Source organism: Streptomyces sp. NPDC048483 (assembly GCF_040651455.1).
Lineage (GTDB): Bacteria > Actinomycetota > Actinomycetes > Streptomycetales > Streptomycetaceae > Streptomyces.
The window spans coordinates 34,802-57,667 of the sequence record NZ_JBEZJZ010000049.1 but is presented as its reverse complement, the minus strand read 5'-3'; the positions used below and the strand labels follow the sequence as shown (position 1 = coordinate 57,667).

General features: G+C 71.0%; 16 protein-coding genes. 6 read left to right on the top strand and 10 right to left on the bottom strand.

The window, feature by feature from the left end; translation table 11 throughout:
- Window positions 1–438: 438 nt before the first annotated feature.
- Window positions 439–744, bottom strand: coding sequence for a hypothetical protein (locus AB0D04_RS23735; RefSeq protein ID WP_362706663.1), 306 nt, complete (start codon window positions 742–744; stop codon window positions 439–441).
- A 364-nt stretch (window positions 745–1,108) separates the two neighbouring features.
- Here AB0D04_RS23735 and AB0D04_RS23730 point away from each other — a divergent pair, with 364 nt between their 5' ends.
- A complete protein-coding gene (locus tag AB0D04_RS23730) occupies window positions 1,109–1,630 on the top strand; it encodes a universal stress protein (protein WP_362706660.1) in 522 nt (173 codons plus the stop codon).
- Window positions 1,631–1,981: 351 nt separating this feature from the next.
- Here AB0D04_RS23730 and glmS read toward each other — a convergent pair whose 3' ends face one another.
- A complete protein-coding gene (gene glmS / locus AB0D04_RS23725) occupies window positions 1,982–3,808 on the bottom strand; it encodes a glutamine--fructose-6-phosphate transaminase (isomerizing) (RefSeq protein WP_362706657.1) in 1,827 nt (608 codons plus the stop codon).
- Between the two features lie 73 nt (window positions 3,809–3,881).
- Window positions 3,882–4,157, bottom strand: a complete 276-nt coding sequence (locus tag AB0D04_RS23720; protein ID WP_362706655.1) for a hypothetical protein — start codon at window positions 4,155–4,157, stop codon at window positions 3,882–3,884.
- A gap of 219 nt (window positions 4,158–4,376) precedes the next feature.
- On the opposite strand from AB0D04_RS23720, the gene AB0D04_RS23715 reads away from it, so the two are divergent.
- Entirely contained in the window at window positions 4,377–5,993 is a 1,617-nt protein-coding gene (locus AB0D04_RS23715) for a beta-N-acetylhexosaminidase (protein WP_362706652.1), read from the top strand.
- 76 nt (window positions 5,994–6,069) lie between these two features.
- Here the strand turns inward: AB0D04_RS23715 and AB0D04_RS23710 are convergent, their stop codons facing one another.
- The 4 genes from AB0D04_RS23710 to AB0D04_RS23695 all read right to left on the bottom strand — a co-directional run bounded on the left by AB0D04_RS23710 (window position 6,070) and on the right by AB0D04_RS23695 (window position 11,870).
- Window positions 6,070–7,239 carry an acyl-CoA dehydrogenase family protein gene (locus AB0D04_RS23710; protein WP_362706649.1) on the bottom strand — a complete coding sequence of 390 codons (1,170 nt, stop codon included), beginning with the start codon at window positions 7,237–7,239 and terminating at the stop codon, window positions 6,070–6,072.
- Window positions 7,240–7,243: 4 nt separating this feature from the next.
- Window positions 7,244–8,209 (bottom strand): hydroxymethylglutaryl-CoA lyase, encoded by a 966-nt coding sequence (locus AB0D04_RS23705; protein WP_362706646.1) that lies wholly within the window; start codon window positions 8,207–8,209, stop codon window positions 7,244–7,246.
- Complete coding sequence (locus AB0D04_RS23700; RefSeq protein ID WP_362706643.1) at window positions 8,206–10,179, bottom strand: biotin carboxylase N-terminal domain-containing protein; 1,974 nt, start codon at window positions 10,177–10,179, stop codon at window positions 8,206–8,208. The genes AB0D04_RS23705 and AB0D04_RS23700 overlap by 4 nt, the downstream gene beginning before the upstream one ends.
- 74 nt (window positions 10,180–10,253) lie before the next feature.
- Window positions 10,254–11,870 carry a carboxyl transferase domain-containing protein gene (locus AB0D04_RS23695; protein ID WP_362706640.1) on the bottom strand — a complete coding sequence of 539 codons (1,617 nt, stop codon included), beginning with the start codon at window positions 11,868–11,870 and terminating at the stop codon, window positions 10,254–10,256.
- A 98-nt stretch (window positions 11,871–11,968) separates the two neighbouring features.
- Here AB0D04_RS23695 and AB0D04_RS23690 point away from each other — a divergent pair, with 98 nt between their 5' ends.
- From AB0D04_RS23690 to AB0D04_RS23680, 3 genes are all read left to right on the top strand, one after another.
- On the top strand, window positions 11,969–12,595 hold the full coding sequence (locus tag AB0D04_RS23690) for a TetR/AcrR family transcriptional regulator (protein WP_362706637.1): 627 nt from the start codon (window positions 11,969–11,971) through the stop codon (window positions 12,593–12,595).
- A gap of 133 nt (window positions 12,596–12,728) precedes the next feature.
- Window positions 12,729–13,886 carry an acyl-CoA dehydrogenase family protein gene (locus AB0D04_RS23685; RefSeq protein WP_362706634.1) on the top strand — a complete coding sequence of 386 codons (1,158 nt, stop codon included), beginning with the start codon at window positions 12,729–12,731 and terminating at the stop codon, window positions 13,884–13,886.
- 19 nt (window positions 13,887–13,905) lie between these two features.
- Window positions 13,906–14,799, top strand: a complete 894-nt coding sequence (locus tag AB0D04_RS23680; RefSeq protein WP_362706631.1) for an acyl-CoA thioesterase II — start codon at window positions 13,906–13,908, stop codon at window positions 14,797–14,799.
- 59 nt (window positions 14,800–14,858) lie between these two features.
- Here AB0D04_RS23680 and AB0D04_RS23675 read toward each other — a convergent pair whose 3' ends face one another.
- On the bottom strand, window positions 14,859–15,656 hold the full coding sequence (locus AB0D04_RS23675; RefSeq protein ID WP_362706628.1) for a phosphatase: 798 nt from the start codon (window positions 15,654–15,656) through the stop codon (window positions 14,859–14,861).
- A gap of 161 nt (window positions 15,657–15,817) precedes the next feature.
- Here AB0D04_RS23675 and speB point away from each other — a divergent pair, with 161 nt between their 5' ends.
- Window positions 15,818–16,804, top strand: coding sequence for an agmatinase (gene speB / locus AB0D04_RS23670; RefSeq protein ID WP_362706626.1), 987 nt, complete (start codon window positions 15,818–15,820; stop codon window positions 16,802–16,804).
- Window positions 16,805–16,895: 91 nt separating this feature from the next.
- Here the strand turns inward: speB and AB0D04_RS23665 are convergent, their stop codons facing one another.
- Both AB0D04_RS23665 and AB0D04_RS23660 read right to left on the bottom strand, forming a co-directional pair.
- A complete protein-coding gene (locus tag AB0D04_RS23665; protein ID WP_362706623.1) occupies window positions 16,896–19,187 on the bottom strand; it encodes an SUKH-4 family immunity protein in 2,292 nt (763 codons plus the stop codon).
- Between the two features lie 75 nt (window positions 19,188–19,262).
- On the bottom strand, window positions 19,263–22,866 hold a 3,604-nt coding region (locus AB0D04_RS23660; RefSeq protein WP_362706620.1), incomplete at its 5' end, for a toxin glutamine deamidase domain-containing protein.

The following is a 22,866-nucleotide window of genomic DNA, read 5'->3' as shown; positions in this document are numbered from 1 at the left end:
CGTCAGGGACGAGATCATCAACCACCCACCAGACCCTGCCCGATGACACCGCCAACTCCCAGCCGCCGCACCGAACTCATTCTGAAATGATCAGTTAAGCCCCCCTCGGTCGTCTCGCCCTCTCGGTCCTGCACAGTTCCCCCGCCGTCACTACCAAGATCGAATCTACTGTGTCCCGTGAGGATGGAGTGCCAAGTTCACCACCCGCTGGTATGTCGATATGGCAACTTGGCGCGAAGCATTCGATCACGAAGCGTTCCACTCGTCGGCCCTGCATGGGAAGTGCGCGTCTCGGCTCTGCCCGTTCGCAGTAGGGCACAACCATGCCGAGCGGTCCTTTCCGCCCTGCTCACACCCAGGTTGAGGGGTGGCGGGGGCAAGGGTCGGATCCCGGCTAGAAGTTGGCTGAAAACGGTCGCGCGCAGACTTGCAAGCGTCTCAATCGACCGGCGTACGCCGGTTGCAGTGCCGGCCACCCCCGTGCGCTGCCGCACCCATATGTCCCGCTCTGTCCCGGTGTCGTCCGACCTCGCGGACCCGCACCCTGGCCGCCGTCCGTTCGGATTGCCGCAGCAGTGCGCGGCAGGCACCGGTCACCGCCGCGAGTCCGGCGGCGGCGCCGGCCGCGCCGCCGACCGAGGCGCCGCTCATGATCAGTACGAAGGGCACCAGGACGCAGCTGAACGCGCCCCAGCGCACCACATCGCTCACTGAGTCGGGTGATCTCTTGGACGGCGCGGGCATCGCGGGCTCCCTTCCGGCGGGCAGCTACTACAACGCTTCCGGCGATCATGGGTCACCGCGATGGGTACGTACGGGGGCAGGCCGGGGCATTGCCATCGGCGCCACGCTCCGGCATGCTCCGGGGAACGTTCGAGCCCTTGACCCGCTCGGCGGGCGCCCCTTGCCCGCGGCGCGATCTGGGCAGCGGAGGAGTGGCGCCGTACTCTTGGGGTATCGGATTGGGAAGATGATTCCCAGTCGTATCGTTCCTCTTTGAACTATGGCTCCCGCCCCGCGATCGAGCCAGCTCAGTCAACTGCCGGATCAAGTCAATCGCCGTTCCCCGTTCGCCCCTCCGCAAGAGGACGTCCTCGCCGAGACACCAATGGCCGGTCACGAATTCCATGAACCCGCGGACCGCAAGCAGGTCGCCGATCAGATGGCGGACCTGGAAGCGGCGGAAGAGACACGCCACTCCTGCGACCCCGCCTTCCAGCACGGCGTGGTGGTCGGCTTCGACGGCTCCATGTCGAGCGAACGCGCATTGGCGTATGCAATCGGAATGACCCGGCGCTTCGGCTCCGGGCTGATCATCGTCCATGTGGCCAACCGGCTGCCGACGACCGTCTGGGCGGGCTGCGAGCCCCCCGTCTTCGTGGACGTCCCCGATCACCGCACCGAAGTGCTGGGCCTGGAGCTCGCCTGCGCCGACCATCTCACCGAGGTCCCCTGGATCCTCGTCGAGCGCGGCGGGGACATCTGCCATGAGCTGGAGGAGGTCGGCCGGGAGTACGAGGCCGACGCGATCGTGGTGGGCTCGACGCATGGCATCGTCGGCCGGATCTTCGGGTCGGTGGCGGGCCGGCTGGCGCGCCGCGCGCAGCGCCCGGTGATCGTCATCCCCTGATCAGTTCTCCCCGGCCCGGGCACAGTTGAGTGGGTGTCATGGGGATTGTGGGCACGTTCGCGCGTCCGCCGGCCCGCAGAGGTGGATGGTGCCCCTGTGAGGGGTAAAAGACCGTCACGCATCCGCGGTACGGACGTGCCGCCCACCGGGACGTGACGGTCCCGGAGCGGCGGCATCCACGCCGGCGTATGGGCGACGCCGGCAAAGGGGAGGCGACGGCGTGGCGCGTATGGTGGCACGCGCTACGCCGCCGGCCCCCTTTTTTTTGCGCCTGAGCCGGCGCCGCTCTCGCGTAGGGGGTTACTCGCCGTTGGGGTTGCTCAATTTTCGCTTCGGTGGCTTGGGGGTGGATTACTCCACGGTGACCGACTTGGCGAGGTTCCTGGGCTTGTCGATGTCGCGGCCCAGGGCCAGTGCCGTGTGGTAGGCCAGGAGCTGGAGCGGGATGCCCATCAGGATCGGGTCCAGTTCGGGCTCGTTCTTCGGGACGACGATGGTGTGGTCGGCCTTCTCCTGCTCCTGGTGCGCGACGGCCAGGATGCGGCCGCTGCGGGCCTTGATCTCCTCCAGCGCGGCGCGGTTCTTCTCCAGCAGGTCGTCGTCCGGGACGATCGCCACCGTCGGCATCGCGGGCTCGATGAGCGCCAGCGGGCCGTGCTTGAGCTCGGAGGCCGGGTAGGCCTCGGCGTGGATGTAGGAGACCTCCTTGAGCTTCAGGGAGGCCTCGCGCGCCACCGGGTAGCCGCGCACCCGGCCGATGAACATCATCGACTTGGCGTCCGCGTACTGGGCCGCCAGCTTCTTGATGTCCGCCTCGTTCTTGAGGATCTCGTCGATCTGGCCGGGCAGCTTGCGCAGGCCCTCGATGATCCGCTTGCCGTCCGCGACGGACAGGTCGCGGATGCGGCCGAGGTGCAGGGCGAGCAGCGCGAAGGAGACCACCATGTTGGTGAAGCACTTGGTGGAGACCACGCAGACCTCGGGCCCGGCGTGGACGTAGATGCCGCCGTCGGTCTCGCGGGCGATCGCCGAGCCGACGACGTTGACCAGGCCCAGGACCCGCGCGCCCTTGCGCTTGAGCTCCTGGACGGCGGCGAGTACGTCGTAGGTCTCACCGGACTGGGAGACCGCCACGTAGAGCGTGTCGGGGTCCACGACCGGGTTGCGGTAGCGGAACTCGGAGGCCGGCTCGGCGTCGGAGGGGATCCGGGCCAGCTCCTCGATCATCTGCGCGCCGATCTGGCCCGCGTGGTACGAGGTGCCGCAGCCCAGGATCTTCACCCGGCGCACCCCGCGCGCCTCGCGGGCGTCGAGGTTCAGGCCGCCCAGGTGCACGGTGGAGAAGCGGTCGTCGATCCGCCCGCGCAGCGCGCGGTCCACGGCGTCGACCTGCTCGGAGATCTCCTTGTGCATGTACGTGTCGTGCGCGCCCATGTCGTACGACTCGGGCGCGTACTCGACGGTCTCCGGCGCCGACGTCGTACGGGAGCCCTCGGTGGTGTACGTGCGGTAGTCGTCGGCCTTGAGAGTGGCCATCTCGCCGTCGTCCAGGGTCACGACCTGGCGGGTGTGCGAGACCAGCGCGGCGACGTCGGAGGAGACGAACATCTCGTGCTCGCCGATGCCCAGCACGACCGGGGAGCCGTTGCGGGCGACGACGATCCGGTCGGTGAAGTCGGCGTGCAGGACGGCGATGCCGTAGGTGCCCTCGATGTGCCGCAGCGCCTCGCGGACCTTCTCCTCCAGCTTCTCGGCCGGGGAGCGGCCGATCAGGTGGGCCAGCACCTCGGTGTCGGTCTCGGAGGCGAACTCCACGCCGTCGGCGGTGAGCTTGGCGCGCAGCTCGGAGGCGTTGTCGATGATGCCGTTGTGGACGACCGCGACCTTGCCCTCGGTGTCGAGGTGCGGGTGGGCGTTGTCGTCGGTCGGCGCGCCGTGGGTGGCCCAGCGGGTGTGGGCGATGCCGGTGCTGCCGGTGAAGCGCTTCGGCAGCCGGGCCTCCAGCTCGCGGACGCGGCCCTTGGCCTTGGCGGTCTTCAGGCCCGCGGCCTTGCCGCTGCCATTGGCGTGGATGGCGATGCCCGCCGAGTCGTAGCCGCGGTACTCCAGGCGCTGCAGGCCCTCAAGGAGCAGCGGAGCAACATCGCGCTTGCCGATATATCCGACGATCCCGCACATACAGCGACCTCCGAGTGAATCGTGGTGACGGACCACTTGCTTCTTGATCTGTTCCGGGTGTGCTCGGCGCCGGTCAGCCGTAGACCAGGCGGCGCAGCTGGCGTATCGAGAGGTCCGGAGGGGTCACGGCGCGGTGCGGCAGCTCGTGGGAGATCCGCTCGAAGATCGCCTCGTTCCGCAGCCCCTGGGACTGCAGCTCGCGGTGTCTGCGGCGGACGAACCCCTCCGTGGTCTCGTCGAAGTACGCGAGCACGTCCAGGACCACCCGGGCTGCCTCGCCGCGCTGTAGCGGCGTGCTGCGCACCAGGTGGTCGACAAGGTCCTCGTGGGACGGACGGCGATCGAGCACCCGTTGATACTGCGGGGCGGCGCCAGGATTCGCAAGAAATCTGCCCGATATCGGGCAAGTCCCTGGGATGGCGTCCGGAAACTGGTCTAAACCTTGACCGCGTACGAGGCTCACGGTACGCATGGTTACCTTTCGGTCGCTCCATGCCATGCAGGACATGCCCGGCAGCACCTGCCAGGCAGCACATGCCGCGCACGATGTACGCCGAAGGGACCGCCGATGAGACGACGCAGACTCCTCTTTTCGCTGCTGCTGGTCGCGGTGGCGGGGCTGGGAACCGCCGCCACACCGTCCCAGCCGTCCGCCGCCGCCCCCGCACCGCTCGACCGGGTCGTCCCCGCACCCGCCTCCGTACGGCCCGGCGGGGACCCGTACGCGATCGGCGACCGCACCCTCATCCGCGTGCCGGACGGATCGGGCGAGGCCAAGCGGATCGCCGGCCACCTGGCGGGCATGCTCCGCCCGGCCACCGGATTCCGCCTGCCGGTCACCACCAAGGACGGCCGGGACGGCATCGTGCTGCGGCTCGGCGGCGCCGGGACCCGGGGGCTGGGCGCGGAGGGCTACCGGCTCTCCGTCGGCGGCCGTGGGGTGACCATCAGCGCCGGCCGGCCCGCCGGCCTCTTCCACGGCGTCCAGACGCTGCGCCAGCTGCTTCCCGCGGCCCTGGAGAAGGGCACCGGGCAGCCCGGCCCCGGGGGTCCCCCCAGCGGTGGCTGGGGGAGGATCGCGGGCGGCACCATCGCCGACTCCCCGCGCTACGCCTACCGCGGCGCGATGCTCGACGTCTCCCGGCACTTCTTCACCGTCGAGCAGGTCAAGCGCTATATCGACCAGCTGGCGATGTACAAGATCAACAAGCTGCATCTGCATCTGTCCGACGACCAGGGATGGCGGATCGCCGTCGATTCCTGGCCCCGGCTGGCGACGTACGGCGGCTCCACCCAGGTCGGCGGCGGCAAGGGCGGCCACTACACCAAGGACGACTACCGCGAGATCCTGCGCTACGCCGCCGACCGCTATCTGACCGTCGTCCCCGAGATCGACATGCCGGGCCACACCAACGCCGCCCTGGCCTCGTACGCGGAGCTCAACTGCAACGGCCAGGCGCCGCCGCTCTACACCGGCACCAACGTCGGCTTCAGCTCGCTGTGTGTGCCGAAGAAGGTGACCTACGACTTCATCGACGACGTCATCCGTGAGATCGCGGCGCTCACCCCCGGCCGCTACCTCCACATCGGCGGCGACGAGGCGCACTCCACCAGCCACGAGGACTACGTGGCCTTCATGGACAAGGTGCAGCCGGTGGTCGCCAAGTACGGCAAGAAGGTGATCGGCTGGCATCAGCTGACCGGCGCCCGCCCGGCCGAGGGCGCCGTCGCCCAGTACTGGGGCCACGACGCCACCAGTGCGGCCGAGCGCAAGCAGGTCGCCGACGCCGCCCGGAAGGGCACCGGCCTGATCCTCTCGCCCGCCGACCGCGCCTACCTCGACATGAAGTACGACAAGGACACGCCGCTGGGACTGCACTGGGCGGGCTACGTGGGCGTGCAGCGGTCGTACGACTGGGACCCGGGCACGCATCTGGAGGGCGCGCCCGAGGAGGCGATCCGGGGCGTCGAGGCGCCCCTGTGGACCGAGACCCTCGCCACCTCCGCGCACCTCGAGTACATGGCCTTCCCGCGGCTCCCGGGGATCGCGGAGCTGGGCTGGTCGCCGGCGGACGCCCACGACTGGTCGTCGTACCGCGAGCGGCTGGCGGCGCAGGGGCCCCGCTGGGACGCCATGGGGCTCGGCTACTACCGTTCTCCGGAGGTGCCCTGGTCGGCGCGGTAACGAGGCGGGCAGCCCCGATCGGCGGACGGGCCAGGCCGGCCCCGGAATCCCGCAGGGCCGGCCGTGGGGCGTCCGGCTAGACCCCCAACTCCCGGGCAATCAGCATCCGCTGGACCTCGCTCGTGCCCTCCCCGATCTCCAGGATCTTCGCGTCCCGCCACATCCGGGCGACCGGGTACTCGTTCATGAAGCCGTAGCCGCCGTGGATCTGGGTGGCCTCGCGTGCGTTGTCCACCGCGATCTCGGACGAGTAGAGCTTGGCGAGCGCGGCCTCCTTCTTGAAGGGCTCGCCGTGGACCAGGCGGGAGGCGGCGTCGCGCCAGGCCAGCCGGGAGGTGTGGGCGCGCATTTCCATGTCGGCGAGCTTGAACTGGATGGCCTGGTTGGCGCCGATCGGGCGGCCGAAGGCCTGGCGCTGCCGGGCGTACGCCACCGACTCGTCCACGCAGCCCTGGGCGAGGCCGGTGGCCAGCGCGGCGATGGCGATCCGGCCCTCGTCGAGGATGCGCAGGAACTGGGCGTAGCCGCGGCCCTCCTCGCCGAGCAGGTTGGCGGCCGGGACGCGGACGTCGGAGAAGGACAGCTCGCGGGTGTCCGAGGCGCTCCAGCCGACCTTGGAGTACGGGGCGCCGACGGTGAAGCCCGGCGTGCCGGACGGCACGATGATGGAGGAGATCAGCGGACTGCCGCCGGAGGAGTCGGTCGCAGCCTTGCGGCCGGTGACGGCGGTGACCGTGACCAGGCCGGTGATGTCCGTCCCGGAGTTGGTGATGAAGCACTTGCTGCCGTTGATCACCCAGTGGTCGCCGTCGCGCACCGCCGTCGTGCGCGTCGCGCCCGCGTCCGAGCCGCCGTCCGGCTCGGTCAGGCCGAAGGCGCCGAGCATCTCGCCGCTGCACAGCTTGGGCAGCCACGCGCGCTTCTGCTCCTCCGTGCCGAAGCGGTAGACCGGCATGGCGCCGAGCGAGACGCCCGCCTCCAGGGTGATGGCCACCGAGGAGTCGACCCGGGCCAGCTCCTCCAGGGCGATGCCGAGCGCGAGGTAGTCGCCGCCCATCCCGCCGTACTCCTCCGGGAAGGGCAGGCCGAACAGGCCCATCTCGCCCATCTGGCGGACGATTTCGTACGGGAACTCGTGCCGCTCGTAATAGTCGCCGATCTTGGGGGCGACGACGTCGTGTGCGAATGCCTCGACCGTGCGCCGGAGTTCTTCCAGCTCAGGGGTCAGACGGTGATCCAAGGACATGCTGTCACTCCTTGTGGGAGTCGGAGGAGAGGGCGCGGAGGGTGCGCGAGGGGCTCGGCCGGCCCAGGGCCTTGGCCATCCACACGCTGGTGGCGGTCAGCCGGCCGAGGTCGACGCCGGTCTCGATGCCGAGGCCGTGCAGCATCCACACGAGGTCTTCGGTGGCGAGGTTGCCGGTGGCGCTCTTGGCGTACGGGCAGCCGCCCAGGCCGCCCGCCGAGGCATCGACGGTGGTGACGCCGTGCTGGAGCGCGGCGAAGGTGTTGGCGAGGGCCTGCCCGTAGGTGTCGTGGAAGTGGACGCCCAGGCGGGAGGTGGGCACGCCCGCCTCGTTCAGGGCGGCGAGCAGGCGCTGGACATGGCCGGGGGTGGCCACGCCGATGGTGTCGCCCAGGCTCAGTTCGTCGCAGCCCATGTCGAGCAGCGCACGGCAGACCCGCACCACCTGGGCGACGGGCACCGGGCCCTCCCAGGGGTCGCCGAAGCACATCGAGAGGTAGCCGCGGACGTGCACCTCGGCGTCCTTGGCCCGCGCGACGACCGGGGCGAACATCGCCAGCGCCGCGTCGACCGAGCGGTTGAGGTTGGCCTGGGCGAACGACTCGGTGGCGCTGGCGAACACCGCGATCCGGCGGGCGCCCAGGGTGAGGGCGCGGTCCAGGCCGCGTTCGTTGGGCACCAGGACCGGCAGCCGGTGCGCGTCGAGATCGCCGAGGAGCGGGAACAGGGCCTCCGCGTCGGCGAGTTGGGGCACCCACGTGGGATGGACGAAGCTGGTGGCCTCGACCAGCGGCAGGCCCGCGTCGGCGAGCCGGTGGATGAACTCGGCCTTGACCTCGGTCGGGACGACGGTCTGCTCGTTCTGCAGGCCGTCGCGCGGGCCGACCTCGTGGATCGTCACGCGGGTGGGCAGGCCCTCCGCCAGGACCTCCATCGGGAGTCCGGACGCAGGGGTGTCGGCCGTGGTCATGACGCGGGCTCCTCGTCGGCCTCGTGCGGGGCGACGACGGCCAGGATCTGGTCCATGGCGACGGTCGTGCCCGCGCTGACGTCCAGTTCGGTGACGGTCCCGGCGTGCGGCGCGGCGATGACGTGCTCCATCTTCATCGCCTCCACCACCAGCAGGCCCTGCCCCGCGGTGACGTGGTCCCCGACGGCCACCTTGACGACGGTGACGGTGCCGGGCATCGGCGCGGCGAGGGTGTCCACCCCGTGCGCCCCGGCGGCCCCGCTCAGCGCCGCCGCCACCGGGTCGTGGTCCTGGACGTGCCAGGAGTCGCCGTCCCGGCCGAGCCAGTCGCTCCCGCGGTGGAAGGTGTGCAGCACGCCGTCGACGCTGACCCGGACGAGGTCCGGCGTGACGTCGGCGGGTGCGCCGGGCCGGATGTCGTACGGGACGGGGTCATGGCCGGGCACCCGCAGCCAGTGGCGGACCGGGGCGGGCCGGCCGCCGAGCCGGAAGCCGTTCGGGGCGGCGAACGGATCGCGCCAGCCGCCCGCCGGCACCGCCGGCTCCAGGGCCGCCTGCCGCACCGCCGCGGCCGCCGCATACACCTCCTCCGGCACCGCGCCGTCCACCAGCCCGGCCGCCTCCCGCTCCACCAGCCCGGTGTCCAGCTCGCCGGACACCACATCGGGGTGGGCGAGCAGCCGGCGCAGGAAACCGGCGTTGGTCGTCACGCCGAGGGTGACCGTCCGTGCCAGCGCCGCGCGCAGGGTGCGCAGCGCCGCCGCGCGGTCCGGTCCGTACGCGATGACCTTGGACAGCATCGGGTCGTAGAGGCTGCCGACCTCCGCGCCCGGGGACAGCCCGGAGTCCGTCCGCATTCCCTCCCCCTGCGGCTCGTGCAGGGCGAGCACCGTGCCGCCGGTGGGCAGGAAGTCGCGGGCCGGGTCCTCGGCGCAGATACGTGCCTCGACGGAGTGCCCGGTGAGGGTGATGTCCTCCTGGGCGAAGGGGAGCCGTTCGCCGGCCGCGATCCGCAGCTGCCACTCCACCAGGTCGTATCCGGTGATCAGTTCGGTCACCGGGTGCTCGACCTGGAGGCGGGTGTTCATCTCCATGAAGAAGTACGAGGCGGGGTCCTTGCCGGGCACGATGAACTCGACGGTGCCCGCGCCCCGGTAGCCGCAGGAGCGCGCCGCCTGGACGGCCGCCTCACCCATCGCGGCGCGGGTCGCCTCGTCCAGCAGGACCGACGGCGCCTCCTCGATGACCTTCTGGTGGCGCCGCTGGAGGGAGCATTCGCGCTCGCCCAGGTGGACGACATTGCCGTGGCCGTCCGCGAGCACCTGGATCTCGATGTGCCGGGGGCGGTCGATCCAGCGCTCGACCAGCAGGGTGTCATCGCCGAAGGCGCCGCGGGCCGTGCGCCGGGCGGCGGCGATCTCGTCGGCGAGCAGCGCCGCGTCCCGGACCAGCCGCATGCCCTTGCCGCCGCCGCCCGCGGACGGCTTGAGCAGCACCGGCATCCCGATCTCCCGTGCGGCGGCGGCCAGTCGGTCGTCGTCCAGCCCGCTGCCCGAGGAGCCCGGCACGACCGGCACGCCGGCCGCCCGGACCGTCTCCTTGGCGCGGATCTTGTCGCCCATCAGGTCGATGGCGTCGGCGGACGGCCCGATGAAGACCAGCCCGGCCTGTGTGCAGGCGTGGGCGAAGGCGGCGTTCTCGGCGAGGAAGCCGTAGCCCGGGTGGACGGCCTGCGCACCGGTGCGCGCCGCCGCCGCCAGCAGCCGGCCGGCGGACAGATAGCTCTCGGCGGCCGGTGCGGGTCCGATCCGTACCGCCGTATCGGCCTCGCGGACATGCCGGGCGTCGGCGTCCGCGTCGCTGAAGACGGCGACCGAGCGGATGCCGAGGGCGCGCAGCGTACGGATGACGCGGACGGCGATCTCGCCGCGGTTGGCGACCAGGACCGTGTCGAACATGGACGTAGCCATCCCTCTCGTAGTCATCGCCTTCGCGGCCGTCCCGCTCGCGGCCGTCCCCTTTGTGGTGATCGCTCTCATGGGGATCACATCCGGAAGACGCCGTAGCCGGGCTCGCCCAGCGGGGCGTTGGCGCAGGCGGTCAGCGCCAGCCCGAGCACCTGCCGGGTCTCCAGCGGGTCGATCACGCCGTCGTCCCACAGCCGCGCGGTCGCGTAATAGGCGTTGCCCTGCGTCTCGTACTGCTCGCGGATCGGCGCCTTGAAGGCGTCCTCGTCCTCGGCGCTCCACTCCCCGCCGTGCGCCTCCAGCTGGTCGCGCTTGACGGTCGCAAGGACGGACGCGGCCTGTTCGCCGCCCATCACCGAGATCTTGGCGTTCGGCCACATCCACAGGAAGCGGGGGGAGTAGGCCCGGCCGCACATCGAGTAGTTGCCCGCGCCGTACGACCCGCCGATGACAACGGTGAGCTTGGGGACCCTCGTGCACGCCACCGCCGTCACCATCTTCGCGCCGTGCTTGGCGATACCGCCCGCCTCGTACGAACGCCCCACCATGAAGCCGGAGATGTTCTGGAGGAACAGCAGCGGAATGCCGCGCTGGTCGCACAGCTCGATGAAGTGGGCGCCCTTCTGGGCGGATTCGGAGAACAGGATGCCGTTGTTGGCGACGATGCCGACGGGGTGTCCGTGCAGCTGCGCAAAGCCGGTGACCAGCGTCGTGCCGTACTCGGCCTTGAACTCCGCGAAGCGGGAGCCGTCGACGAGCCGCGCGATCACCTCCCGTACGTCATAGGGCGTACGGGAGTCCGCGGGCACCACGCCGTAGAGGCCGGCCGGATCGTGCTTGGGCTCCTCGACGGTCCGGACCGACCAGGGGAGCGGGGCGCGCTCACCGAGGGTCGAGACGATGGTGCGCACGATACGGAGCGCATGCGCATCGTCCTCGGCGAGATGGTCGGTGACCCCGGAGGTCCGCGCGTGCACCTCGCCGCCGCCCAGCTCCTCGGCGGTGACCACCTCACCGGTCGCGGCCTTCACCAGCGGCGGTCCGCCCAGGAAGATCGTGCCCTGATTGCGGACGATCACGGCCTCGTCGCTCATGGCCGGGACGTAGGCGCCGCCGGCCGTGCACGAGCCCAGTACGGCGGCGATCTGCGGGATGCCGGCGCCGGACATCCGCGCCTGGTTGTAGAAGATCCGCCCGAAGTGCTCGCGGTCGGGGAACACCTCGTCCTGCATCGGCAGGAAGGCGCCGCCGGAGTCCACGAGATACAGACACGGGAGGCGGTTCTCCAGGGCGATCTCCTGCGCCCGCAGATGCTTCTTGACCGTCATCGGGTAGTACGTGCCGCCCTTGACCGTGGCGTCATTGGCGACGATCACCGTCTCGCGGCCGGAGACCCGCCCGATACCGGCGATCACCCCGGCGGCCGGCGCGGCCCCGCCGTACATCCCGTCGGCGGCCAGCGGCGCCAGCTCCAGGAAGGGCGAGCCGGGATCCAGCAGGGCGTCCACCCGGTCGCGGGGCAGCAGCTTGCCGCGCGCGGTGTGCCGCGCCCTGGCCTTCTCGCCGCCGCCCAGCCGTGCCGCCGCGAGCTTGTCGCGCAGCCGGTCGGCCAGTTCGCGGTGCGCGGCCTCGTTGGCCCTCCAGGAGTCGGACGCCGGGTCGGCGTGACTCCCCAGCACCGGTGCCTGCTCCATCAGTACGAGCCCCCTTGCTCGGTCATCCGGGTTAATAGGCGTTAACCTCGTTTCCCTCAGGTTAACGACCACTAACCGGGCTGTCTACAATTGGCCGCATGAGTAATGCGCATGCGCCCGCCGCGACCAGCCGCCGCGAGCAGATCCTCAAGGAGGCGGCCCGGCTCTTCGCGGAGCGCGGGTTCCACGGCGTCGGGGTGGACGAGATAGGGGCCGCCGTCGGCATCTCCGGCCCCGGCCTCTACCGGCACTTCGCCGGCAAGGACGCGATGCTCGCCGAGCTGCTGGTCGGGATCAGTGAGCGGCTGCTCGACGGCGGCCGGATGCGGGTCGCGGAGGGCGGCGAGAGCCCCGAGGCGGTGCTGGATGCGCTGATCGACGGCCATATCGACTTCGCCCTGGACGACCGGCCGCTGATCACCGTGCACGACCGCGAGCTGGACCGGCTGCGCGAGGCCGACCGCAAGCGGGTGCGCCAGCTCCAGCGGCAGTACGTCGAGCTGTGGGTGGCGGTCGTCCGCCAGGTCCACCCCGGCCCCTCCGAGTCCCAGGCCCGCGCCGCGGTCCATGCCGTCTTCGGCCTGCTCAACTCCACCCCGCACCTGGGCCGACCCGGCGCGCTCCCGGGCCGTACGGAGATGGCGGAGCTGCTGCACCGGCTGGCGCTGGGGGCCTTCGGGGCCGTGGGTGCGGTGGCACCGGCGGAGCCGGCGGCGGCGTCGTAGCCCTTCCGGGCACTTGTCGTAGCTCTCACCGAACACCCCTGGACAGCTCAGGTGACCGGCGGGTAGCTTTCGCCGGGTACAGAGACTGAGCAAGCGCTTAGCCAGTGGTGGCGGTCAAGGAGGCGACGTAGCAATGCGCCGTACGGTGTTCAACGAAGATCACGAGGCATTCCGCGAGACCATACGCGCCTTCATCGAGGCCGAGGTCGTGCCCGCCTACGACGAGTGGTTCGCCGCCGGCCAGGTGCCCCGCGACTTCTACGACAAGCTCGGCGAGCTGGGCGTCTTCGGTATCCGCGTCCCCGAGGAGTACGGCGGCGCCGGCATCGAGTCGCACAAGTTCGAGGCCGTGATGTACGAGGAGACCGCCCGCGCGGGCGTCACCTTCGGCGGCTCCGGCGTGCACGTCCTGCTCGGCCTGCCGTACATCGAGATGCTCGCCACCGACGAGCAGAAGAAGCGCTTCCTGCCCAAGTTCGTCAGCGGCGAGGAGATGTGGGCGCTGGCGATGACCGAGCCGGGCACCGGCTCCGACGTCGCGGGCATGAAGACCACCGCGAAGCTGTCGGACGACGGCACGCACTACGTGCTCAACGGCGCCAAGACCTTCATCACCGGCGGCGTACACGCCGACCGCGTCATCGTCTGCGCCCGCACCGCCGCCCCCCGCGAGGACGACCGCCGCTTCGGCATCTCCCTCTTCGCCGTGGACACCAAGTCCGCGGGCTACTCGGTCGGCCGCAAGCTGGACAAGCTCGGCCTGAAGGTCTCCGACACCGCCGAGCTGGCGTTCGTCGACGTCAAGGTGCCGGCCGAGGACCTGCTCGGCGAGGAGAACAAGGGCTTCGCCTACCTGGGCCACAACCTCGCCTCCGAGCGCTGGGGCATCGCCTTCGGCGCCTACGCGCAGGCCAAGGCCGCCGTCCGGTTCGCCAAGGAGTACGTGCAGGACCGCACCGTCTTCGGCAAGCCGGTCGCCTCCTTCCAGAACACCAAGTTCGAGCTGGCCGCCTGCCAGGCCGAGGTGGACGCCGCCGAAGCCGTCGCCGACCGCGCCCTCGAGGCCCTCGACGCGGGCGAGCTGTCCGCCGCCGAGGCCGCCTCCGCGAAGCTCTTCTGCACCGAGGTCGCCCACCGCGTCATCGACAAGTGCCTCCAGCTGCACGGCGGTTACGGCTACATGAACGAGTACCCGATCGCCCGCCTCTACGCCGACAACCGCGTCAACCGCATCTACGGCGGCACCAGCGAGGTCATGAAGTCGATCATCGCCAAGTCCATGGGTCTCTAGGCCCTAAGACCCCGAGCACGTGAACGACGCCCTGCGCTCCCTCCTCGATCTGCTCGACCTCGAACGGATCGAGGAGGACATCTTCCGCGGCCAGAGCCGCGCCTCGGTCGTCCCCCGCGTCTTCGGCGGCCAGGTCGCCGCCCAGGCGCTGGTCGCGGCCGGGCGGACGGTCCCCGCAGACCGCCCGCCGCACTCCCTGCACGCCTACTTCCTGCGCCCCGGCGACCCCGGCGCGCCCATCGTCTACACCGTCGACCGGATCCGTGACGGCCGGTCCTTCACCACCCGCCGCGTCGTCGCCGTCCAGCACGGCCAGCCGATCTTCCACCTCTCGGCGTCCTTCCAGGTCCATGAGGAGGGCCTGGAACACCAGGAGCCGATGCCGAAGGCGCCCGACCCGCTGACGCTCCCCACGGCGGCCGAGATGATGCCGCGCTACGCGGACCGGTTCGTCGAGCCGGGCGTCGCCGCGCGGCTGCTGGAGGCACGGCAGGCGGTCGATCTCCGGTACGTGGACGAGCCGCCGTTCGGCAGCGTCGGCGAGCCACGCGAACCGCGCTCCCAGGTCTGGTTCCGCACCAACGGCATGCTGGACGCCCCGGCTCCCATCGCGCGCCCGCTCCTGGACATCTGCCTGGTCACCTATGTCTCCGACATGACCCTGCTCGACTCGATCCTGCTCGCCCACGGCCGGGGAGGCTGGGCCGTCGGCGATGTGGTGGGCGCCAGCCTGGACCACGCGATGTGGTTCCACCGGCCGTTCCGCGCCGACGACTGGCTCCTCTACGACCAGGAGTCCCCCACCGCCCAGGGCGGCCGGGGCCTCGGCAAGGGCCGCATCTTCACGGCGGACGGCCGACTGGCGGTGTCGGTGATCCAGGAAGGGGTCATACGGGTGCCGCGGGAGGACTAGGGCCCGTCCGGCGATTCATGGCCGGGTCCGCCGCAGCGGGCCCCGGCCGCACCGGCCGTTCAGCCCAGCCCGGCGGCGTCCAGCAGGTACGCGGTCAGCGGGTCGTAGTAGCGCGGGCTCAGGACGTGGTCGTCCAGCGGAATGGTCACCCGGAGGGTGCCCTCCGCCTCGCCCAGGAACAGGGCCGGGTCGTTGCAGTCCGCGAAGCCGATGGTGTCGATGCCGCGCCGGCCGGCGCAGCCCGCCCAGCCGTGGTCCGCCATGACCAGGTCCGGCTGCGGGCTGCCGTCCCTCTCCAGCTGGTCCAGGATCGCCGACATCGGCGCGGGGGAGTGGGTGTGCCACAGCGACGCCCCGCGCTCCAGGACCGCCACGTCCGCGAACTGCACCACCAGGCCGTCCTCGACGGCCACCACGCCCGGCACCGTCATGATCTCGCAGCCCGCGGCGCGCAGCGCCTGCGCCGTCGCCCGGTGGACGTCCAGCAGCCCGCCCGGGTGGCCCGTCGCGAACAGCACCCGGTGCCGGCCGGCCGCCGCCTTGCGCAGCACCGCCGCCGCCCGCTCCAGCGCGTCCACCGTCAGCTCCGGGTCGATGGTGTCCTGGCCCTGCCGGTGATGCGGGTCGTCGCTCACCCCGCAGCGCTCCGCCATCACGGCGAGCACATCCTGCTCGTCCGTCCACCGGTCGCCCAGCTCCAGCCCGAGCCAGTAGTGGCGGTTGCCGTTGGCGAGCTCGCGGTAGTGGGAGAGGTTGTTCTCGCGGGGGGTGGCAACATCACCGGCGATCCGGGTGCGCACCAGATGATCGACGAGCTCGGCGCGCGAGGGGGCGAAGGCTTCAGCGGCTATCGGCATAGCGCCATTGTGCCTGTACGGACCGCGCGGGGCGGGCGAGTTCCGTACCACGGACACCGGCCGCAGCCGTCCTCATCCCTGGCCAAAACGTCGAACGCCTCCGCCACGAATCCCATAAATGTCCATGGGCCGTGCCTGCGGCCGTCCCTACCCTCACCCTCATGACCACCGCAGCAAGCGCATCGCACGAGCCCGTGGGCCCCGTCGACTCCTCCCGCATCCCGCGTTACGCCGGTCCGGCGACCTTCGCCCGCCTGCCCCGCCTCGACGAGGTCGGCGGCCGTACCGATGTGGCCGTCGTCGGTGTCCCCTTCGACACCGGCGTCTCCTACCGCCCCGGCGCCCGCTTCGGCGGCAACGCGATCCGCGAGGCCTCGCGCCTGCTGCGCCCGTACAACCCGGCCCAGGACGCGTCCCCCTTCGCGCTCGCCCAGGTCGCGGACGCCGGCGACATCGCCGCCAACCCCTTCAACATCAACGAGGCCGTCGAGACGGTCGAGGCCGCGGCCGACGACCTGCTGGACACCGGCGCCCGCCTGATGACCCTCGGCGGCGACCACACCATCGCCCTGCCCCTCCTCCGCTCGGTCGCCAAGAAGCACGGCCCGGTGGCGCTGCTCCACTTCGACGCCCACCTGGACACCTGGGACACCTACTTCGGCGCCGAGTACACCCACGGCACGCCCTTCCGCCGCGCCGTCGAGGAGGGCATCCTCGACACCTCCGCCCTCTCCCACGTCGGCACCCGCGGCCCGCTCTACGGCAAGAAGGACCTCACCGACGACGAGAAGATGGGCTTCGGCATCGTCACCTCGGCGGACGTGATGCGCCGCGGCGTCGACGAGATCGCCGACCAGCTCCGCCAGCGCATCGGCGACCGCCCCCTCTACATCTCCATCGACATCGATGTGCTCGACCCCGCGCACGCGCCCGGCACCGGCACCCCCGAGGCCGGCGGTCTGACCTCCCGCGAGCTCCTGGAGATCCTGCGCGGGCTGGCGTCGTGCAACCTGGTCTCCGCCGATGTCGTCGAGGTCGCCCCGGCCTACGACCATGCGGAGATCACCTGCGTGGCCGCCTCCCACACCGCCTACGAGCTGACCACGATCATGTCGCGGCAGATCGCTGCCGGCCGGCAGGGCCAGTAGCAGGCCAGTAGCCGGGGCGGGCGGACAGGGCCGGCAGGAGCCGGCCGGCAGGGCCCGGTGACCGGCTCGTCGCGGTGGTGCGGCGGGCCGGTCAGAGCGCGTCGCGGTGATCCCAGTCGCCGTCGAAGACGTGGCGCCAGTCCGCATGATCCGTGGTGACGGGGTCGATCTCGCTGCCCCAGGCAGCAAGGGCGAGCCTGGCGTCGACGGACTCCGCCCTGGTGGTGAAGGCGCTCTGCCGGCGGCGCCGGTAGAGGCCCAGCAGCGTGAAGAACTGCCGCACTCCGCTGCTGAGGAGCGCGGGGGCGTCCTCGCCCCCGGCCCCCTGGAAGATCTGGCCGGTCCTGCCGTCCAGGAGGAGATCGGCGTGTACCCAGCTGCCCAGCCGGTGGAGCCGGGGACCGTACGCCGGCAGGCCCGTCTCCTGGACGTCCTCGACGACGGCGAACGGAAGCTCGTACTCGAGGGCGGGCAGACCGACCCGGGTGAGGAAATCGCGGGTGCCGGCATGGGTGATCCCCTGCGGGATCTCTGCGGGGGCGAGCGGTGCGCAGACGTCTTCGCCGAAGATGTCCTCCAGCCATGACCGGTCCGGGTCGGCGGGGAGCCGGACATCTGCCGGCAACCGCCATGCCGCCGAGCGGCAGTGGGCCCGCAGCAGGGGTTCGCCGCGCCACTGCGGTGCACTGACGACGGCATCGGGGCGGGTGACCCGCAGCGCGAAGATCCCGCCGCTTCCGCCGTATACCCATCGCCCGTCCCCCGCGGCGACGAGACGGCGGACGGCCTGCGGGGTGCGGGGCGCGGGCCCGTTCTCCTTGTCGTCGTGCGGTGCCTCGCTTGCCCGGAAGGCCCGGCCGGTCACGGTTTCCGGGTTCCCGTCGTCGTCGCAGTAGATGCTGACGACCGTGGGCTCCGAGAGCGGCGTGCCGTCCTCCAGGCTCCACAGGCGCTCAACGGCCCAGGCGTCGGCGTCCTCGTCGTAGGACAGCTCCTCGCCGCCGTCGTCCTCCTCGCCCTCGTCCTCGTCCCGGCCGTAGTCGTACAGGTCGTCCTGGTTCAGCTCCTGTTGGGTGGCGACGACGGGCGTGCCCGAGAGGTCGCCCAGGATCAGCGCGCCGACGCCGGCATCGGGGCGGGGGGACGGGCCGAAGACCGCATAGGGGCGCCAGTGGGACCAGAGGGTGTGCCACGGAAGTTCCCCGGCCCATGACGCGGCCAGTACCGCGGCGAATTCCCTTTCGCCGCGGCTGATTTCGGCCCAGTGCAGCCAACTGACCCATTCGGCCTGTGACGCGGGGGCCAGGCCGCTCTCCTCGAGGTAGTGAACGACCGATGCCCGGCTTCCCTGAGGAACGCCGTCCGGGTAGGAAAGCGACATGCCCTGCAGAAGGGCCGGGTAGTGCACATGCGCCAAAAAGGCGGCGCTGTCGAGGAGTTCGGGGAGCAGGCCGGCGGACGCGGCATGGAGAGGAAGAGCGGCGGCCGCATACGCCACATGAGGTGAGGAGGCGGGCCAGGGCTGCCGTACGTATCGGCGGAGCGTGTGGTCCAGCAATGCGTCGGTGATGGCGCGCTGTTCCGCGGCGGTGGCCGGCCGGTGGCTTCCGAGGAGCTGCCGGATTCCGTCGGCCCGGAAACGCACCCGTTCTGTGCCGCTGTTTTCCTGTGCATGCGGCGGTGTTTCCAGGATGCCGGGACATTCCTCCGCGATGTCGCGAAGTTGCTCCGGGGTAATCGGGGTGGTCGGGGTGACCGGGTCGGCGAGGGCGGAGCAGAGCAATGACCAGGTCGTGAAGGTGATCTCCCGCTGCTCTGCGCAGGCAAGAGCGCGAAGCTGCGGGAAACGGGAGAGAAGCGCGGCAGGGGACGGGTGGGACGCTTCGGGGGCCTCGGGCGTCGTGCCGTCGATGACCACCGCCGGCTGACGGGTGAGCGGCACTCTGCGGCGTTCGGCGTCGCCTTCGAGAAGCACCCGGACGTGCGTCCGGCCGTGCCGTTCCAGGGCCGTGGCCACGAGGCGGGCAATTCTGCCGGGTTCGTCGGAGGTGATCGTCGCCCCGGCCCATTGCGTATTGGCGAGCAATACCAGCGATTCCCGCCCGTCACCGGAGATCCTGCCGACCGCGGTGCTCAGCGGATCGCTGGTGCGCCACAGGAAATCCGCGTCGTGTCCCCAGGCGTGCAGGAGCCGGGCAGCGACGGCGTCCGCATCCAGCCCGCGGCAGTCGATGAAGGTGGCATGCGGGTACCGCTGCGCAAGGTGTTGCAGGAAAGCAGACTTTCCCGCGCCCACCGCGCCGATTACCGGCAGGATCAGGCCGCTCCGTCGCGGAGCCGCCAGCCACTGGGCCACCTGATCGGTCGCTTCTTCGAAAGGCAAGGCGGCATGCTCCGATCGGAATGGCGGCGCAGCGGGCGGCTGCGGTGTCGGCTTCGCGGAGGGAGGGAGCCGATCCTACGGGCTCTGCATTTCGACGTCCGAATCCGCTGCGGATGGGGGGTAGGGGCGGAGCTGGGCCGGCGGTGTCGAATCGACCGCCGTGACCCAGGCCCGGAGCAGTTCACCGCGTAGGCGGTTCATCTCCGCGTTCCTCTTGTCCTTGGCCGCGATCTGCTGGGCACGGGTCTCCTCGGACACGGCCTCGCCGTTGTGGGGAGAGTTCTGCATATCGCCCATGCGATAGGCGATGCCGTAGTAAATCTTGACCCCGCTCTTTTGGTCCGGCGTTGTCAGCGTCCCCTCCTTCTTCATGTCGCGGTGCTTGCTCCGCTCTTCCCCAGGGTCCCGCTCCAGGTCCTCGCTGATGTAGTGGGAGCAGTTCGCGCCGCCGGTGTCCTGGGACTTTCCGCACGGCTCGAACTCGGTGTAGAGCGAGACCACTTCGAATCGTCCGGGATGCTCTTCCTGGACCCTGCGGACCCACTCGCCACCTACCGGTTCCGAGTGTCCGGCGCCCTCTCCAGGAGGTACCGAGGAATCGATGACGTAGTGCGTGCGTGTGGTGTCCCCGACCGTCTCCCGGACTTCCAGTACGGCGTAATTCTTGCCGGACATATCGGGCCGCACGATGCTGTCCGCCACATTGTTGACGGCCTCGCGCCAGACCCTGTTGATTCTGGCCTTTTCCGCCGCAACCTTTTCCTCTCGCTTTTCCCGCTCCTCGGGCGTCATGTCGTCGCCGGCCGGAACGTTCTGCCTGGCCGCGTATTCCCGGGCCACCTGTGCGGGATCGAGCGGCTCACCCGACCGGATGTCGTGCTTGTTGTGGAGCCGCAGGCCCTCGGACTCGACGCCGTCGATGGCGATCGGATGCGTGCCCACCGAATGGGCCTCGTGAACGGCATTGCTGAGCCGGCCGAGTCCCGCGAGCGCACCCATCTGCTGGTCATGGCTCAACTTGTCATATCCGGGCAGTACGTGGTTCATCCGCTCCGCGTCCAGCGCCCCGTCCCGCTGGATTACCTTGATCGCCTCGATGAGGGGCGGAATCCCCGTATCCTTGTCCGGATTCGCCCACCGTTTGAATGCGTCGACAACCGGCCGCAGATTGGTCTGCTCGACCGAATGCGTCTGCCGAAGACGCTGCTGTGACTCGTCTCCCAGCATGCCGTCGTGCGTATGGTCCGTCCCCTGTTCCTCGTTGTAACCGGGGACGCCCTCGGCGCCGTCGCTGTCGAAAGGCTGCTCGGCGATCGCCCGAGCCTGTTCGCGTTCCTGCTGCCGCTGCTCGGGAGTCTTCGGCGGCTTTCGCTTCCGCTTTTTCTTCGGCTTTTCCTCGTCTTCGCCGTCGTGCTCCTGCTTGTGCTTGCCGGCCGGCTCGGCGGGCGCCCGCCGGTCGCCGCTGCCGTCCCCGGTGCGGTCGTTGATGGGGCGGCGGTCGGGGCTGAGCGGGATGGCGTGCACGCCGTTGCTGCCGTCGTGGAGCGGCTTGTTGCCGCGTTGGCCGGTCTGGGCGTCGACGTAGGTGATTTTGCCGTTGTGGTTGACGGCGTTCCAGGCGTGGGCGCGGCCGTTGGAGTCCTGGGTGATGATGACGGCTTGGGAGCCGTGGCCGTTGTTGCGGAGGGTGTTTTCGAGGCGGTTGAAGGCGTCGCGGCCGTTGCCGTAGTCGCCGAAGCGTGCGCCGAGGGTGTTTTCGATGCGGTCGCGGCCGTTTTTCTCGCCGCGGTCGGAGGGGGTGCCGTCGGGGTTGGTGTCGGGGGTGCGGTGGGCGGCGGCGGTGGGGTTGCCGGAGTAGGTGTCGGTGGTGGCGAGGGCGGTGTCGACGCAGTTGTTGTTGCGGCCGGGGGCGTCGGGGCCGGGGTCGTTGATGGAGTGGAGCCAGTTGCCGTCGTCGGGGTCGGGGTGGCGTTGGGGCTCGCCGTTCTCGTCCTTGGGGACGGTGTTTTCGACGGTGTTCTGGTGGTCGTCGGTGGGGCCTTCGAGGCCGCCGGGGCGCTCGCGGTTGCGGGTCTCGGAGGCGGGGGTGGGCTCGTCGGTGGGGTCGGGGCTGTCGGGGCTGTCGGAGCTGTTGGGGCTGTCGGGGGTTTCGGGGTTGTCGGAGGTGGGGTTGTGGTCGGGGGTGGTGTCTTGGTTGGTGGGGTCGGGGTGGGGGGTGTTGTCGCGGGTGGTGTTGTTGTCGGAGGTGGGGGTGGGGGTGGGGGTGTCGCTCTGGTCGGGGCGTTGAGCGGTGTCCGGTGTGTTTGTGCGGTCGGAGGTTTCCGGCCGGTTGTCCGAAGGGCTGCCCGGCCGGTCGGCGCTGTTCGTGGGTGATTCGGTGCGGGTGGAGTCCGTCCCGGGGCGGCTCGGGTCGGTGGGCGTGCCGGCGGCCGGGTCGGTGTTGGTCGGGTGCTCCTGAGACGGCTGTCGGCGGGGGTCCGGGCGGTCGTTCCGGGGTTGTTGCTGCTGGTCCTGTGGGGTCTGGCGGTCCTGCGGGGGCTGTGGGGTCTGACGGTCCTGCGGGGGTTGCTGGGTCTGGCGGTCCTGCGGGGTTTGCTGGTTGGGCTGGTTCTGGTTGGGGCGGGGGCCGTCGAGGCGGGGGTCGTGCGGGGGCGCTTCGGGGCGGCGCTGCTGAGTGGGGTCGTGGACGGCTTGGGTGCCGTCGGGGCGGCGGTTGCCGCTGGGGGGTGTGGTGGGTGCGTCGCGGCGGGGGCCGTCGAGGCGGGGGTTGTAGGCGGGGCGGTCGGGGGTGGGCTGTTGGGTGACGTCGCGGATCGGCTGGGAGCTGTCGGGGCGGCGGTTGGGCGGAGCGGAAGCGCCCCGGTTGGACGGGGTGCCGCCTTGCGGTGAGCCGGTGCCGGGCGCTGCCGGGCCGCCCTGCGGAGACATGGTGGTGGGCATGCCCACCACGGGGCCCGAGCTTTGCGGGGTGTTCTGCGACGACTGGTGCGGCGTTGAGGGGGCGCTGGTGCCGGGGTCGGCTGTGTGGGGGGCCGGTGGGGGCGCGGTGGCGGTGGCGGTGGACTGGGCGGCGACGGTGGGGTTGTCGTCGTTCCCTACATGCGGCATGGGATCGCCGGGGGAGGGGTCGCGCTGCCCGATGGGCGGACCCGAGGGGGAATGCTGCACCGGGGCGCCCTGAGACGGCATGCTCACGGGCGGCGTTGCCGGGCGGCCGCCCGTACCCGTACCGGAGTTGTCCCCGTTGGCGGAGCCGTTGCCGCTGTTGTCGCCGTGCGGGGAGCCGTCGGTGTTGCTGGGCGGGTTGCCGGCCACCGGGCCGGGGGCGGCGGGTGGTGCCTGTTGTGGTGCCGAGCCTGAGTCCGGGTGGGACGGGGCGTCGGGGGCCGGGGAGTTGGGCCGGCTTGCGGGCGCCGGGTCCTGGGCGGGGCCGGAATCCTGGGACGGCCCGGCGTGCGAGGCCGGTGCCGCGTCAGGGTGGGGGGACGACGCGTCCGGCGTCGGCTGGGTGCTTACTTGGTCGAGGGTGGGGCGTGCGGTGTCGGGGGTGTTGTCGGGTGCGGGCTGGGTGCTTACTTGGTCGGGGGTGGGGCGTGCGGTGTCGGGGGTGTTGTCGGGTGCGGGCTGGGTGCTTACTTGGTCGGGGGTGGGGCGTGCGGTGTCGGGGGTGTTGTCGGGG

Coding starts and splice junctions, on each gene's coding strand:
- AB0D04_RS23715 (WP_362706652.1), top strand. CDS start 4,377: ATGAGACGACGCAGACTCCTCTTTTCGCTGCTGCTGGTCGCGGTGGCG.
- AB0D04_RS23690 (WP_362706637.1), top strand. CDS start 11,969: ATGAGTAATGCGCATGCGCCCGCCGCGACCAGCCGCCGCGAGCAGATC.
- AB0D04_RS23695 (WP_362706640.1), bottom strand. CDS start 11,870: ATGGAGCAGGCACCGGTGCTGGGGAGTCACGCCGACCCGGCGTCCGAC.
- speB (WP_362706626.1), top strand. CDS start 15,818: ATGACCACCGCAGCAAGCGCATCGCACGAGCCCGTGGGCCCCGTCGAC.
- AB0D04_RS23705 (WP_362706646.1), bottom strand. CDS start 8,209: ATGACCACGGCCGACACCCCTGCGTCCGGACTCCCGATGGAGGTCCTG.
- glmS (WP_362706657.1), bottom strand. CDS start 3,808: ATGTGCGGGATCGTCGGATATATCGGCAAGCGCGATGTTGCTCCGCTG.
- AB0D04_RS23710 (WP_362706649.1), bottom strand. CDS start 7,239: ATGTCCTTGGATCACCGTCTGACCCCTGAGCTGGAAGAACTCCGGCGC.
- AB0D04_RS23735 (WP_362706663.1), bottom strand. CDS start 744: ATGCCCGCGCCGTCCAAGAGATCACCCGACTCAGTGAGCGATGTGGTG.
- AB0D04_RS23730 (WP_362706660.1), top strand. CDS start 1,109: ATGGCCGGTCACGAATTCCATGAACCCGCGGACCGCAAGCAGGTCGCC.
- AB0D04_RS23685 (WP_362706634.1), top strand. CDS start 12,729: ATGCGCCGTACGGTGTTCAACGAAGATCACGAGGCATTCCGCGAGACC.
- AB0D04_RS23675 (WP_362706628.1), bottom strand. CDS start 15,656: ATGCCGATAGCCGCTGAAGCCTTCGCCCCCTCGCGCGCCGAGCTCGTC.
- AB0D04_RS23700 (WP_362706643.1), bottom strand. CDS start 10,179: ATGGCTACGTCCATGTTCGACACGGTCCTGGTCGCCAACCGCGGCGAG.